This window comes from Citrobacter freundii complex sp. 2024EL-00216 (assembly GCF_043945515.1).
In the GTDB taxonomy this organism is placed as follows: Bacteria; Pseudomonadota; Gammaproteobacteria; order Enterobacterales; family Enterobacteriaceae; genus Citrobacter; species Citrobacter portucalensis.
Genome location: NZ_JBIMRA010000002.1, coordinates 32,490 through 47,329 on the forward strand (window position 1 = coordinate 32,490; position 14,840 = coordinate 47,329).

Here is a 14,840-nt window from a genome sequence, read left to right on the forward strand (position 1 = left end):
GGGTTGTGGCAGGAAAAGGAAATCGCTTTTATATGATCCCTCGCGTACTGCTTCTGTTTATTACCCTCATCGGGTTTAGCGCCCAGGCGCAATCCATCAAAGAAAGCTATGCTTTTGCCGTACTGGGTGAACCGAAGTACGCATTTAACTTTAATCACTTCGATTATGTGAATCCCGCAGCCCCTAAAGGGGGTCAAATCACCCTGTCCGCCATTGGCACGTTTGACAACTTTAACCGCTATGCGATGCGCGGTAACCCTGGTGCACGTACCGAAACGCTTTACGATACGTTGTTTACGACCTCTGACGATGAACCTGGTAGCTATTACCCGCTCATTGCCGACAGCGCACGCTATGCTGACGACTATTCCTGGGTAGAAATTGCCATTAATCCACGAGCGCGTTTTCACGATGGCTCACCCATTACCGCCCGCGACGTCGCATTCACCTTCCACAAATTTATGACTGAAGGCGTGCCGCAGTTTCGTCTGGTCTACAAGGGAACAACGGTAAAAGCCATCGCGCCATTAACCGTACGCATTGAATTAGCCAAACCGGGTAAAGAGGACATGCTCAGCCTGTTTTCATTACCCGTAATGCCAGAGAAGTACTGGAAAGATCATAAGCTCAGCGATCCCTTATCATCGCCACCGCTCGCCAGCGGCCCTTATCGCATTACGAAATGGAAGATGGGCCAGTATATTGTCTATTCGCGCGTCAAAGATTATTGGGCCGCTAATCTGCCCGTCAATCGTGGACGCTGGAACTTTGATACCATCCGCTACGACTACTATCTGGATGATAACGTCGCCTTTGAAGCGTTTAAGGCCGGTGCGTTTGATCTGCGTCTTGAAAATGATGCCAAAAACTGGGCGACGCGCTATACCGGGAAAAATTTCGCGAATCACTACATCATCAAAGATGAACAAAAGAACGAATCCGCGCAGGATACCCGCTGGCTGGCATTTAATATTCAGCGTCCGGTATTCAGCGACCGACGGGTGCGGGAAGCCATCACGCTGGCCTTTGATTTTGAATGGATGAATAAAGCGCTGTTCTATAATGCCTGGAGCCGGACCAACAGCTATTTTCAGAATACCGAATATGCCGCGACAAAATACCCCGACGCTGATGAACTGGTGATACTCGCGCCCTTGAAAAAAGATCTCCCCCCTGAGGTCTTTAGCCAAATCTATCAGCCGCCAAAATCAAAAGGCGATGGCTACGATCGCGACAACCTGTTGAAAGCCGATACCTTACTGGAGCAGGCCGGGTGGGTACTAAAGGGTCAGCAGCGCGTAAACAGCGCCAGCGGTAAACCTCTGAGCTTTGAACTGTTGCTCCCGGCGGGCAGCAACAGTCAGTGGGTGCTGCCGTTCCAGCACAACCTGCAGCGCTTAGGTATTACCATGAATATCCGCCAGGTGGATAACTCACAAATCACGAACCGCCTGCGCAGTCGCGACTATGACATGATGCCGAGGTTGTATCGCGCGATGCCGTGGCCGAGTTCGGACCTGCAAATTCTGTGGGCCTCTCAATATATTGATTCCAGCTACAACGCCCCCGGCGTACAAAGCCCGGTGATTGATAAACTGATCGACCAAATCATCGCGGCACAAGGTGATAAAGCCAAATTGATCCCACTGGGCCGGGCACTGGACAGGGTATTAACCTGGAACTACTACATGTTGCCGATGTGGTTTATGGCAGAGGATCGCATCGCCTGGTGGGATAAATTTTCGCATCCTGCTATTCGCCCAATTTACACCATTGGCCTCGACAACTGGTGGTATGACGTCAACAAAGCGGCGAAACTGCCCGCAGCCAGACGACAGGGAGAATAAATGGGCGCGTATCTGATTCGACGTCTACTGCTGGTGATCCCAACGCTTTGGGCCATCATCACCATCAACTTTTTTATCGTGCAAATTGCCCCAGGCGGCCCGGTTGAACAGGCCGTCGCCGCCATTGAGTTCGGGCAAAGCGGGGCATTACCCGGCGCGGGTAGCGAAGGTGTTCGTGCCAGCCACGCGCAAACCGGCGTTGGTAACATCAGCGACAGTAATTATCGAGGCGGACGGGGTCTGGACCCGGAAGTGATCGCCGAAATCACTCGCCGCTATGGGTTCGATAAGCCCATTCATGAGCGTTACTTCAAAATGCTCTGGGATTACATTCGTTTCGATTTCGGTGACAGCCTGTTTCGTAGCGCCTCGGTGCTGACGCTTATCAAAGACAGCCTGCCTGTTTCCGTCACGCTGGGGCTGTGGAGTACGCTCATCATCTATCTGGTGTCGATACCGCTTGGGATCCGCAAAGCGGTGCATAACGGCAGCCGGTTTGATGTCTGGAGCAGCGCATTTATTATTATCGGCTATGCCATACCGGCCTTTCTGTTTGCCATTTTGCTGATCGTCTTTTTTGCCGGGGGAAGCTACTACGACCTGTTCCCGCTTCGCGGGCTGGTATCCGCCAATTTTGACTCCCTGCCCTGGTATCAGAAAGTAACCGACTACCTTTGGCATATTACCCTGCCGGTGCTGGCGACGGTGGTTGGTGGGTTTGCCGCACTGACTATGCTGACCAAGAACTCATTTCTGGATGAGGTGCGCAAACAATATGTCGTCACCGCACGTGCTAAAGGGGTCAGCGAGAAAAATATTCTGTGGAAACATGTGTTTCGCAATGCCATGTTGCTGGTGATCGCCGGCTTCCCGGCAACGTTTATCAGCATGTTTTTTACCGGCTCACTGCTGATTGAAGTGATGTTCTCACTTAACGGCCTGGGATTGCTGGGTTATGAATCCACCGTATCACGCGACTACCCGGTAATGTTTGGCACGCTTTATATCTTCACCCTGATCGGTCTGCTGCTGAATATCCTCAGCGACATCAGCTATACGCTGGTCGATCCTCGTATTGATTTTGAGGGACGCTAATGTCGCGATTAAGCCCCGTCAATCAGGCCCGCTGGGCGCGCTTTCGCCACAATCGTCGCGGCTACTGGTCGCTGTGGATTTTTCTGGTGCTGTTCGGTCTTAGCCTGTGTTCAGAACTGATTGCCAATGATAAGCCGCTACTGGTGCGCTACGACAATAGCTGGTATTTCCCCCTGTTCAAAAACTACAGTGAAAGCGACTTCGGCGGACCGCTGGCGACTCAGGCTGATTATCAGGACCCGTGGCTACAACAGCGCCTGGAAAACCAGGGCTGGATCCTGTGGGCACCAATACGCTTTGGGGCCACCAGCATTAACTTTGCCACCGATAAGCCCTTCCCTTCCCCGCCTTCCGCACAAAACTGGCTGGGAACAGACGCCAACGGCGGTGATGTACTGGCGCGCATCCTCTACGGCACACGTATTTCTGTCTTGTTTGGTCTAATGCTCACCCTCTGTTCGAGCGTGATGGGCATTATGGCTGGCGCAATTCAGGGCTATTATGGCGGCAAGGTGGACCTGTGGGGGCAACGATTCATTGAAGTTTGGTCAGGAATGCCAACGCTGTTTCTCATCATCCTATTGTCGAGCGTGGTCCAGCCTAACTTCTGGTGGCTGCTGGGCATTACCGTACTGTTTGGCTGGATGAGCCTGGTTGGCGTGGTGCGCGCGGAATTTTTACGTACCCGAAACTTTGATTACATTCGAGCCGCTCAAGCGCTAGGCGTAAGCGATCGCAGTATTATTCTGCGTCATATGCTGCCCAACGCGATGGTCGCGGCCCTGACTTTTTTACCGTTTATTTTATGCGCCTCGATAACCACCCTAACCTCACTGGATTTTCTTGGGTTCGGTTTACCGCTTGGCTCGCCATCACTGGGAGAACTCCTGTTACAGGGTAAAAACAACCTGCAGGCACCGTGGCTTGGCATCACCGCGTTCATCTCCGTTGCCCTGCTACTATCGCTACTGATCTTTATTGGTGAAGCGGTACGCGATGCGTTTGATCCCAACAAGGCGATTTAAAATGACACAACCTCTGTTAGCCATTGAGAATTTATCGGTAGGTTTTCGTCAACAAGAGACCGTGCGCACCGTAGTCAATGCCCTCTCACTACGGGTTGATGCCGGACAAACGCTAGCGCTGGTGGGCGAGTCTGGATCGGGGAAAAGCGTGACCGCGCTTTCTATCCTACGGTTGTTACCGTCCCCTCCGGTAGTTTACCCTTCCGGGGACATCCGTTTTCATGGTGAATCATTACTTCACGCCAACGAGCAGACGCTTCGCGGCGTACGGGGGAATAAAATCGCCATGATTTTCCAGGAGCCGATGGTGTCACTGAACCCGCTCCACAATCTGGAAAAACAGCTTTACGAAGTGCTGTCGCTGCATAGGGGAATGCGTCGGGAGGCGGCGCGGGCAGAAATCCTGACCTGCCTGGATCGCGTTGGCATCCGTCAGGCAGCCAAACGTCTCGCAGATTACCCACACCAGCTGTCCGGCGGTGAACGCCAGCGTGTGATGATCGCCATGGCACTGCTGACACGACCTGAGCTGCTTATTGCTGATGAACCGACTACCGCGCTGGACGTTTCCGTTCAGGCACAGATTCTGCAATTGCTGAGGGAACTACAGCGCGAGCTGAACATGGGATTACTGTTCATCACCCACAACCTGAGTATTGTGAAAAAACTGGCCGATACCGTGGCGGTCATGCAAAACGGCCAGTGCGTTGAGCAAAATAGAGCAGCACAGTTGCTCACTGCGCCAACGCATCCCTACACGAAGAAATTGTTAAACAGCGAACCTTCCGGCGACCCGGTACCTTTGCCTGTCGGGCAAGCTCCGTTGCTGGAAGTGGAAAAACTCCGCGTCGCCTTTCCTATCCGCAAAGGTATCCTGAAACGCGTGGTGGACCACAACGTCGTCGTTAACAACGTCAGTTTTTCCCTCCGGCCCGGTGAAACGCTGGGGCTGGTTGGAGAGTCAGGCTCCGGAAAAAGCACTACCGGACTGGCGCTTCTGCGGTTAATCACCTCGCAGGGAAGCATTGTGTTCGATGGTCTGGCACTGCATACCTTAAATCGACGCCAGCTGTTGCCGGTCCGTCACCGTATTCAGGTGGTATTTCAGGATCCCAACTCCTCGCTGAACCCACGCCTGAGCGTGCTACAGATTATCGAGGAGGGGTTGCGCGTTCATCAGCCTACCCTGTCAGCCGAACAACGCGAGGCACAGGTGAAAGCGGTAATGGCGGAAGTGGGATTGGATAGCGAAACGCGACATCGTTATCCTGCGGAGTTTTCTGGTGGGCAACGCCAACGCATTGCTATTGCGAGAGCATTGATTCTCAAACCTTCCCTGATCATTCTGGATGAACCAACATCGTCGCTCGACAGGACCGTACAGGCGCAAATCCTGACGTTGTTAAAATCCTTACAGAAAAAGCATCGGCTGGCTTATATTTTTATCAGCCATGATTTGCACGTAGTACGCGCATTATGCCATCAGGTTATTGTGCTACGTCAGGGAGAGGTCGTGGAGCAAGGGCAATGCGAGCACGTCTTTAACGCACCACAGCAGGCCTATACGCGTCAGCTGCTCGCGCTAAGCTGACGCTCAAAAAGGATTGTTGTTTGAAAATGGTTCTGCGATAGCCACGCCGAAGTTTTTCAGTCTGCAGGTCGCGGCAAATTCGTCCTGGCGATTCACAAACAGGCACGGCTCTCCTTCACATTCCAGTACGGAACAAGGAACCTCGATATCACTGAGGGCCTGGCTGAGCTTATGCATGACTGACCACGCGCTGTCACCATCAGGACTGAGCAATTTGAGTGCCACCAGGCTGTTCTCATTACTCTGACCGTTTTGCGGAATCGGTTCAACTTTCGAACCTGCGAAACCCACCGACCAACGATAGCTCTGCGGCAGACGATGAACGATTGAGAGTTGTAATGTCATCACTTTCTTTCCCTGGAAGCACAATCACTTCACAATTATTTTACATCAATATTAACACATCATTGACAATACGTCTTTAGACAGTTGGTAAACGTTTACATCCAGTACTTATGCTGCTTACAGAACCCAGTAATTAAATTTATTCAACGGTTCTGGCATATTTCCGGGCTATATGTACTCGTTTCTGCGATCTAACTCAACCTTTTTAACTACAATGATGTGACTTTTTACATAAATTGATTTTACATAAAATAAACATAAGCGGGGGAAATGATAGATTTGCGGTTGATGTACATCAACTCTGGAGACCTTATGGCCCCCAGGTTGTGTAATAGATCACCGTTTTTGAGCGCGACTGGCGTAAAGATAGAAGAGAATTGAGCAGGTAGCGCAAAATGCGATCGACCATAACATTGGCCAGGCCGAGTTAAAGGTCGCCAGAGACAACAGGGCCCCGACAATGGCGCCAATACCAAAGCGGAATGTCCCAGCCAGCGATGACGCCGTTCCCGCCATATGCGGAAATTCATCCAGAATAACCGCCATGGCGTTTGATGACACCATCGATACACAGCCAACAAACGCCGCAACGCCAACGACCAGAGCCCAGAACCCCAGCCCAAACAGTGCGCTAAAGACCATCCATCCCGCCATCACGAACTGGATCCACAGACCGGTACGGAACATATTCAATGCCCCAACCCGACGCACAAAGCGACTGTTGATGATAGTCATCACGAACAGGAATACGATGTTCAGTGCGAAGTAATAACCGAAATGCTGCGGTGAAACGTGGTTGATCTCAATGTAAACAAAGGGTCCGGCGCTCAGAAACGAGAACATCCCGGCAAAGCTGAACCCGCTGGCCAGCATATAGCTCAGCACTCGTTTATGACGAAACAGCGAGGCAAAGTTGCCAATAGTGGTACGCAGGCGAAACGGCTGGCGACGCTCTACAGGCAGGGTCTCTTTGATCAGCGTAAAGATCATCACCGACGCCAGAACAGCCGCCATGGCGAGGATCCAAAAGATATAGTGCCAGCTAAGCCATACCAGCACCCAACCACCCACGATAGGTGCCAACAAAGGCGCAATTGTGGTCACCAGCATGACGAATGACATCATGCGCGAGAACTCTTCCTTCGGATAGATATCGCGCATCAGGGCGTTGATAACCACGCTGGCCGCCGCGGCAGCCAGACCGTGGAAGAAACGCATCACGATCAGTTGATCAATAGTTTGCGCCAGGGCGCAGGCCACTGCCGCCGCCGCAAACACCAGCGTTCCGCCCAGAATCACCGGCTTGCGCCCAATGCTGTCAGCCATTGGGCCATAGAGCAACTGCCCCACTGCAAACCCCAGAATATAGGTACTGAGGGTCATCTGCGCGCTACCCGCAGGCACACCAAACTGTTCTGAGATAACAGGTAGCGCCGGAAGATACATATCAATCGACAACGGCATCAGCATGGCTAACAAGCCAAGGATAAAGACTATGGCAATTGACGAGTTCTGCCGGGTGGTCACATTTAGCTCCTGAAATTAACGCGGGGTTAAGTTAACGCTGGCGATTTCTTCTTCGGTCAATGGACGGTATTCACCCGGCTCCAGATCGTCATCAAGCCTGATGTCACCAATTCGTTCACGGTGCAGTTCCACAACGTGGTTACCCACCGCGGCAAACATACGTTTTACCTGATGATAACGCCCTTCGCTGATGGTCAATCGCACCTGAGTTGGCGTAATGACCTCCAGAACAGCCGGTTTGGTCAGGTCTTTTTCATTATGCAACTGTACGCCATGGGCAAACTGCTCGGCGGTATCGTCTGCCACTGGCGACTCCAGCGTCACCAGATAGGTTTTCTCACAATGGTGACGAGGAGAGGTGATACGATGCGACCACTGTCCGTCATCGGTCATCAGTACCAGTCCGGTGGTGTCGATATCCAGACGCCCTGCCGCATGCAGTTTGTAGGCAACCGGTTCATCAAGGAAATAGAGCACCGTCGGATGATCCGGGTCATCCGTTGAGCAAACATAACCCTGAGGCTTATTCAGCATAAAATAGCGCGGGCCATTTTGTTGAACCAGGGAATTACCGTCATATTCGACGTCGTGTTCTGGTAGCAGCTTAAAGGCACTGTTTTTAACGATTTCACCGTCGACGGTAACGCGGTTAGCACGGATCTCACGCCCGGCAATAGCGCGGCTGACGCCGAGTTGCTGAGCGATAAATTTATCAAGTCGCATGAGTGTGATTTTTGCCTGTAAAAATACGAGAAGCGGGTTTACGCCCGAAAAGTGGGACTATTATCCGCCCAGTATAGCGGTGTTACACCATCCCTCAAGGGAAATGATTCATGGCATACTATACATTGTTGCTGTTTACCTTAATGAGCTCATGATTTTTACTCTTCGCCCGTACCAAAAAGAAGCCGTGGACGCCACGCTCAACCATTTTCGCCACCACCGCACCCCGGCGGTTATCGTCCTGCCAACCGGCGCGGGCAAAAGTCTGGTGATTGCTGAACTGGCCCGCGTGGCACGTGGTCGCGTACTGGTACTGGCGCACGTCAAAGAACTGGTCGCACAAAACCATGCCAAATATTGTGCGCTGGGGCTGGAAGCCGATATTTTTGCCGCAGGCCTGAAGCGTAAAGAGAGCCACGGGAAAGTGGTCTTTGGCAGCGTACAGTCGGTAGCGCGTAATCTGGACGCCTTTCAGGGAGAATTCTCACTGCTGATCGTCGATGAATGCCATCGTATTGGCGATGATGAAGAGAGTCAGTATCAGCAAATCCTCACTCACCTGACTAAAGTAAATCCCCACTTACGTCTGCTCGGGCTTACCGCCACGCCTTTTCGTTTGGGCAAGGGCTGGATTTATCATTTTCATTATCATGGTATGGTGCGCGGCGATGAAAAAGCGCTGTTTCGCGACTGCATTTATGAATTACCGCTGCGCTACATGATTAAACACGGCTACCTGACGCCGCCAGAACGCCTCGACATGCCGGTCGTGCAGTATGACTTTAGCCGCCTGCAGGCGCAGAGTAACGGCCTGTTTAGCGAAGCGGATCTGAATCAGGAGCTGAAAAAGCAGCAACGAATAACGCCGCATATCATCAGCCAGATTGTCGAGTTTGCCCAAACCCGCAAAGGGGTGATGATTTTCGCCGCCACCGTTGAGCACGCCAAAGAAATTCTGGGCCTGCTGCCCGCTGACGACGCCGCGCTAATCACTGGGGATACGCCAGGCGCTGAGCGCGACGTGCTGATTGAAGAGTTCAAAGCCCAGCGCTTTCGCTATCTGGTGAATGTGTCGGTCCTGACCACCGGCTTTGATGCCCCGCACGTTGACCTTATCGCCATTCTGCGCCCGACGGAATCAGTTAGCCTTTACCAACAAATTGTCGGTCGTGGGTTGCGCCTTGCACCGGGTAAAACCGACTGTCTGATCCTCGATTATGCCGGCAACCCGCACGATCTGTACGCACCGGAAGTGGGTGCACCGAAAGGGAAAAGCGACAACGTTCCGGTACAGGTGTTCTGTCCTGCCTGCGGATTTGCAAACACCTTCTGGGGCAAAACCACGGCAGACGGCACGCTGATTGAACATTTTGGCCGCCGCTGCCAGGGATGGTTTGAAGATGATGACGGCCATCGCGAACAGTGCGATTTTCGTTTCCGTTTTAAAAACTGTCCACAGTGCAACGCGGAAAATGACATTGCTGCCCGCCGTTGTCGGGAGTGCGACACGGTGCTGGTTGACCCGGATGACATGCTGAAAGCCGCGCTCAGGCTCAAAGATGCACTGGTCCTGCGCTGTAGCGGTATGGTGTTACAAAACGGGCAGGATGAAAAAGGCGAATGGCTGAAAATCACCTATTACGATGAAGATGGCGCTGACGTCAGCGAACGCTTTCGCCTGCACACTCCCGCACAGCGTACGGCCTTCGAACAACTGTTTATTCGCCCGCACACCCGAACACCCGGTATACCCTTACGCTGGATAACCGCCGCCGATATCCTCAATCAGCAGGCGTTGTTACGGCATCCTGATTTCGTGGTGGCGCGCATGAAAGGTCAGTACTGGCAGGTCCGTGAAAAGGTCTTCAATTATGAAGGACGCTTTCGTCGGGCACATGAATTACGCGGTTAATCGTACTTTTGATTGATGTACCAGCCGTTTGAGTATAGAATCTCGCCCGCTTTTGCATACGCAAAGCAGATCACTTACCTGTTGCTGGGTCGCCTGTAGCAGGAATTATTAAAGAGAGATTTAAATGTTTACTATCAACGCTGAAGTACGTAAAGAGCAGGGTAAGGGTGCGAGCCGCCGCCTGCGTGCCGCTAACAAGTTCCCGGCAATCATCTACGGTGGCGCAGAAGCCCCGATTGCTATCGAACTGGATCACGATGCAGTTATGAACATGCAAGCTAAAGCTGAATTCTACAGCGAAGTTCTGACCATCGTTGTTGACGGTAAAGAAGTTAAAGTTAAAGCTCAGGCTGTACAGCGTCACCCGTTCAAGCCGAAGCTGTCCCACATCGACTTCGTTCGCGCGTAATCGCAAACAAGTTGAAGAAAAACCCCGCCAAGGCGGGGTTTTTTTATGGGGTTTTGTCATCGATACTGATGGTTCTCGTCGACCGGATAAGGCGTTAACGCTCTCACCCGGCACACGGTTTTATTTCCCGCCAGACGTGCAGCGCTGCAGCTGGTCGCGCAGGTTCGGCGGCGTACCTTTGATGGTCAAGGTGTCCGTCGCCGGATCCCAGAAAATACGTTCACCCAGTAACATAGCGTCGAAGTTAATGGTTAACCCACCGCCGCTGCCGGCAAATTTGGTTAACTGACGCAGCGTACTGCGATCCGCAGGGAAGCTCTCTTCCAGCTCGTAGCCTTTATCAGCGGTAAATTCGCTGAAGCTGACTTCACTGACGCCGGAAAGCTCTTTAGACAGCGACTCCAGTTCGATCTCTTCACCAGCCTGCAACTGCTCGTTACAGTAGCTGTACACCTGCTGACGCACGTTCTGGCGTTCGGCTTTATCGAGTTGCGCCTCGGCAGTAAAGTCATCGACAGCTTGCAGCAGGCCACGGTTTTGCGCTTTGGCGTTCAGACCTTCGCTGGCACCGAGGAAATCCATAAAGAAATCGGCGACTTTGCGCCCTACCCGCCCTTTCAGGAACGTCAGATAGCGTGTGGACTCCGGATTGGTTTCCCACTCGGTTAAATCAATACGCGCCACGATGTCCGCATGATTGATATCCAGATAGTGCGTCGGGTTGATATCCAGATTTTCATTGACGCGCATGCTGCTTAAATTGTTCAGCACGGCGACCAGCAGATACTCTACCGCCAGATAGCGGTAATGGCAGAACAGGACAATGCCGCCGTCGGCAAAAGGATATTTCGCCAGCTCGTCCCGCAAGCGTCCGGTCGCGGCACGACTAAATGCCAGAAAATCCTCTTCGCCCTGACGCTGTAAACGCAGCGTTTGCGCCAGTTCACTCTCTTCGCTAAACAGGCCATAGGCTTTATTCTTGGCGCTATACACCCGATGCAACTCAGCCATCATATCGACAACCGTCGCTGTCGGTTCCAGTAATGAATCGCGCAAGACCAGCTCAAGGTTCTGCTCGTCACGTTTGATAAGCTGGTGCAGGGCAATCTGGTTGATATCCAGACTCATGATAAACTCTCCTTTTAGACCGGGCGGTATTCAACCACCTGCCGGGCAGTGACGCAATAGAAGATAAAAAAGCAGAAAAAAAACTGTCTGTACGGTAATATGTTGCCCTTTCATGAACAGACTGATTTCGATTTATGCCACAAATTTCCCGCTATAGTGACGAACACGTTGAACAACTGCTGAATGAGATGCTCAACGTACTGGAAAAACATAAGGCGCCGACCGACCTTTCCCTGATGGTTCTGGGAAACATGGTGACTAACCTTATCAATACAAGCATCGCACCGGCCCAGCGCCAGGCGATTGCCAACTCTTTTGCCCGCGCATTGCAGTCTTCGGTAAACGACGACCAAGCGCATTAAGAGCCTGCTCCGGGGAAACGAACAACAGTTTATGGTAACTCATCGTCAGCGCTACCGTGAGAAAGTCTCCCAGATGGTTAGCTGGGGGCACTGGTTTGCCTTGTTCAACATTCTGTTGGCAATGGTTCTCGGTAGCCGTTACCTGTTTGTCGCCGACTGGCCGACAACCCTTGCAGGTCGTGTTTATTCCTACCTGAGCGTTGTCGGGCATTTTAGCTTTCTGGTGTTTGCCACCTATCTGCTAATCCTGTTTCCCCTGACGTTTATCGTCATGTCCCAGAGGCTGATGCGATTCTTATCAGCTATTCTGGCGACAGCTGGCATGACGCTGTTGTTAATCGACAGCGAAGTTTTCACCCGCTTCCACCTGCACCTTAACCCGATCGTCTGGGAACTGGTCATTAATCCTGACCAGAACGAAGCGGCGCGTGACTGGCAACTGTTGTTTATCAGCGTGCCGGTTATCCTGCTAATAGAAATGTTGTTTGCGACCTGGAGCTGGCAAAAGCTGCGCAGCCTGACGCGTCGTCGCCATTTCGCCAAACCGTTAGCGGCATTCTTCTTTGTTTCTTTTATCGCCTCGCATGTGGTGTATATCTGGGCAGATGCCAATTTCTATCGCCCGATTACCATGCAGCGCGCAAACCTGCCACTCTCTTACCCGATGACGGCGCGTAAGTTTCTGGAAAAACATGGCCTGCTGGATGCGCAAGAGTATCAGCGTCGCCTGATCGAACAGGGCAATCCGGAAGCGGTTTCCGTGCAGTACCCGCTCAGCGAACTGCACTATCGCGATATGGGCACCGGCCAGAACGTTCTGCTGATCACCGTAGACGGCCTGAACTACTCACGCTTTGAAAAACAGATGCCTGCGCTGGCTGAGTTCGCCGGGCAGAATATCTCCTTTACGCGTCACATGAGCTCAGGCAACACCACGGATAACGGGATCTTTGGCCTGTTCTATGGTGTATCACCAAGCTACATGGATGGCATTTTGTCGACCCGAACGCCTGCGGCGCTGATCTCTGCACTGAACCAGCAAGGGTATCAGTTAGGACTATTCTCCTCGGATGGCTTTACCAGCCCGCTTTATCGCCAGGCGCTGCTGTCAGACTTCTCCATGCCGAGCGTGCAAACACAATCTGATGAGCAAACCGCAAGCCAATGGATTAACTGGCTGGGACGCTACGCGCAGGAAGATAATCGCTGGTTCTCCTGGGTCTCCTTTAACGGGACAAACCTTGATGACAGTAACCAGAAGAACTTTGCCAAACGCTACGCCAGCGCCGCTCAGGATGTGGATGCCAATATTAACCGTGTTCTTAGCGCCCTGCGCGACTCGGGTAAACTGGACAACACGGTGGTGATTATTACCGCGGGTCGCGGTGTGCCGCTGACTCAGGAAGAGAACAACTTTGCCTGGTCGCGCGGTCATCTGCAGGTTCCTCTGGTGATTCACTGGCCGGGAACACCTGCCCAGCGTATCAATAGCCTGACCGATCATACAGACCTGATGACGACGCTGATGCAGCGCCTGCTGCATGTCAGCACGCCGGCTAACGAATACTCGCAGGGGCAGGATTTGTTCAATGCTACACGTCGCCATTACTGGGTGACCGCCGCCGACGGCAGCACGATGGCAGTGACTACGCCAGAGATGACGCTGGTGCTGAACAACAACGGAAATTATCAGACCTATGATTTACGTGGCGAGAAAATAAAAGATCAGAAACCGCAGCTCAGCCTGCTGCTACAGGTTCTGACGGATGAGAAACGATTTATTGCTAACTGATTAATTATAAATCAGTTAGTGAGGCATCCTCTTGCATTCGTAGCGGAAAGCAGTAGTATTAGCAGCCATAGCGTCGGCACGTAGCGCAGCCTGGTAGCGCACCGTCATGGGGTGTCGGGGGTCGGAGGTTCAAATCCTCTCGTGCCGACCAAAAATCCCCAAAAAAACCAACCCTTGTGGTTGGTTTTTTTATGTCTGCGATTCCGCATTCCTGAGTTTTACAGCAGCCTTCAGTACAGGTTTTACTACTTACCCATGCACAAATTGGGGTAAAATTCATCCTCTCATCAGCGCGATGAATCTGGACGATTGATGCGCTGAAAACAATAATGATACTAATAAAAGCTCAGGAGAATAGTATGCCTGAAGTAACGCCTTTTCGGGTGCTGATTGTCGACGACCACCCACTCATGCGGCGGGGAATTAGTCAATTATTGCAACTGGATCCCGCATTTGACGTAGTCGCTGAAGCAGGCGACGGCGCAAGTGCTATCGATCTGGCAAACCGTCTGGACCTTGATGTGATCCTGCTGGATCTCAATATGAAAGGTATGAGCGGGCTGGACACCCTGAATGCGCTGCGTCGGGACGGCGTCACCGCGCAAATTATTATTCTTACCGTATCGGATGCCGCCAGCGATGTGTACGCCTTAATTGATGCCGGCGCGGATGGTTATTTACTGAAAGATAGCGATCCCGAAGTCTTGCTGGAAGCCATTCGTAACGGCGCAAAAGGTGGTAAAGCGTTTAGCGCTCGTGTTAGCGAATATCTGCGCGAACGTGACCTGTTTGGTGCGCAGGAAGATCCATTCAGCATTCTCACCGAACGCGAGCTGGATGTGTTACACGAGCTGGCTCAGGGGCTGTCGAATAAACAGATTGCGTCGGTACTGAATATTTCCGAACAGACGGTGAAGGTGCATATTCGTAACCTGCTGCGCAAACTCAACGTGCGTTCTCGCGTTGCTGCCACCATCCTGTTTTTGCAAACACGCGGCATGCAGTAATCAATGAGATGCCGGATGGCGACGCAACAGCGTCTTATCCGGCCTACAAAGCTCGCACAGGCCCGAAAGCAGCATGC

At 52.3% G+C, this 14,840-nt stretch carries 13 protein-coding genes and 1 tRNA gene; 10 read left to right on the forward strand and 4 right to left on the reverse strand.

The features are described from left to right. The first annotated feature begins 32 nt into the window (after window positions 1-32). The 4 genes from ACHHZ7_RS02605 to yejF are packed head-to-tail and all read left to right on the forward strand — an operon-like array spanning window position 33 to window position 5,558. Window positions 33-1,847 (forward strand): extracellular solute-binding protein, encoded by a 1,815-nt coding sequence (locus ACHHZ7_RS02605; RefSeq protein WP_032944024.1) that lies wholly within the window; start codon window positions 33-35, stop codon window positions 1,845-1,847. Beyond that, window positions 1,848-2,942 carry a microcin C ABC transporter permease YejB gene (locus ACHHZ7_RS02610; protein ID WP_003834575.1) on the forward strand — a complete coding sequence of 365 codons (1,095 nt, stop codon included), beginning with the start codon at window positions 1,848-1,850 and terminating at the stop codon, window positions 2,940-2,942. Then, entirely contained in the window at window positions 2,942-3,967 is a 1,026-nt protein-coding gene (locus ACHHZ7_RS02615; RefSeq protein ID WP_003834577.1) for an ABC transporter permease, read from the forward strand. The genes ACHHZ7_RS02610 and ACHHZ7_RS02615 overlap by 1 nt, the downstream gene beginning before the upstream one ends. Window position 3,968: 1 nt before the next feature. Then, window positions 3,969-5,558, forward strand: coding sequence for a microcin C ABC transporter ATP-binding protein YejF (yejF, locus tag ACHHZ7_RS02620; RefSeq protein WP_060683522.1), 1,590 nt, complete (start codon window positions 3,969-3,971; stop codon window positions 5,556-5,558). Between the two features lie 3 nt (window positions 5,559-5,561). Here yejF and ACHHZ7_RS02625 read toward each other — a convergent pair whose 3' ends face one another. The 3 genes from ACHHZ7_RS02625 to rsuA all read right to left on the reverse strand — a co-directional run bounded on the left by ACHHZ7_RS02625 (window position 5,562) and on the right by rsuA (window position 8,153). Then, the gene (locus ACHHZ7_RS02625) at window positions 5,562-5,906 is read right to left on the reverse strand and encodes a YejG family protein (RefSeq protein WP_085951589.1); all 345 of its coding nucleotides are present in this window, start codon (window positions 5,904-5,906) and stop codon (window positions 5,562-5,564) included. Window positions 5,907-6,239: 333 nt separating this feature from the next. Further along, window positions 6,240-7,430, reverse strand: a complete 1,191-nt coding sequence (locus ACHHZ7_RS02630; RefSeq protein ID WP_060683521.1) for a Bcr/CflA family multidrug efflux MFS transporter — start codon at window positions 7,428-7,430, stop codon at window positions 6,240-6,242. A 15-nt stretch (window positions 7,431-7,445) separates the two neighbouring features. Beyond that, entirely contained in the window at window positions 7,446-8,153 is a 708-nt protein-coding gene (gene rsuA / locus ACHHZ7_RS02635; RefSeq protein WP_008785291.1) for a 16S rRNA pseudouridine(516) synthase RsuA, read from the reverse strand. Window positions 8,154-8,304: 151 nt separating this feature from the next. On the opposite strand from rsuA, the gene ACHHZ7_RS02640 reads away from it, so the two are divergent. Next, complete coding sequence (locus tag ACHHZ7_RS02640; RefSeq protein ID WP_060683793.1) at window positions 8,305-10,065, forward strand: DEAD/DEAH box helicase; 1,761 nt, start codon at window positions 8,305-8,307, stop codon at window positions 10,063-10,065. Window positions 10,066-10,189: 124 nt separating this feature from the next. Next, window positions 10,190-10,474 carry a 50S ribosomal protein L25 gene (gene rplY, locus ACHHZ7_RS02645; protein WP_003027502.1) on the forward strand — a complete coding sequence of 95 codons (285 nt, stop codon included), beginning with the start codon at window positions 10,190-10,192 and terminating at the stop codon, window positions 10,472-10,474. Between the two features lie 120 nt (window positions 10,475-10,594). Here rplY and yejK read toward each other — a convergent pair whose 3' ends face one another. Then, window positions 10,595-11,602: a nucleoid-associated protein YejK gene (gene yejK / locus ACHHZ7_RS02650; protein WP_395148587.1), complete on the reverse strand. Its 1,008-nt coding sequence runs from the start codon at window positions 11,600-11,602 to the stop codon at window positions 10,595-10,597. Window positions 11,603-11,736: 134 nt separating this feature from the next. Between yejK and ACHHZ7_RS02655 the strand changes: the two genes are divergently transcribed. The 4 genes from ACHHZ7_RS02655 to narP all read left to right on the forward strand — a co-directional run bounded on the left by ACHHZ7_RS02655 (window position 11,737) and on the right by narP (window position 14,763). Next, window positions 11,737-11,964 carry a YejL family protein gene (locus tag ACHHZ7_RS02655; protein WP_003027506.1) on the forward strand — a complete coding sequence of 76 codons (228 nt, stop codon included), beginning with the start codon at window positions 11,737-11,739 and terminating at the stop codon, window positions 11,962-11,964. 31 nt (window positions 11,965-11,995) lie between these two features. After that, a complete protein-coding gene (gene yejM / locus ACHHZ7_RS02660; RefSeq protein ID WP_003834595.1) occupies window positions 11,996-13,756 on the forward strand; it encodes an LPS biosynthesis-modulating metalloenzyme YejM in 1,761 nt (586 codons plus the stop codon). Window positions 13,757-13,830: 74 nt separating this feature from the next. After that, window positions 13,831-13,907: transfer RNA gene (locus tag ACHHZ7_RS02665), tRNA-Pro, on the forward strand. A 208-nt stretch (window positions 13,908-14,115) separates the two neighbouring features. Further along, complete coding sequence (narP, locus tag ACHHZ7_RS02670; protein ID WP_003834605.1) at window positions 14,116-14,763, forward strand: nitrate/nitrite response regulator protein NarP; 648 nt, start codon at window positions 14,116-14,118, stop codon at window positions 14,761-14,763. Window positions 14,764-14,840: the final 77 nt, after the last annotated feature.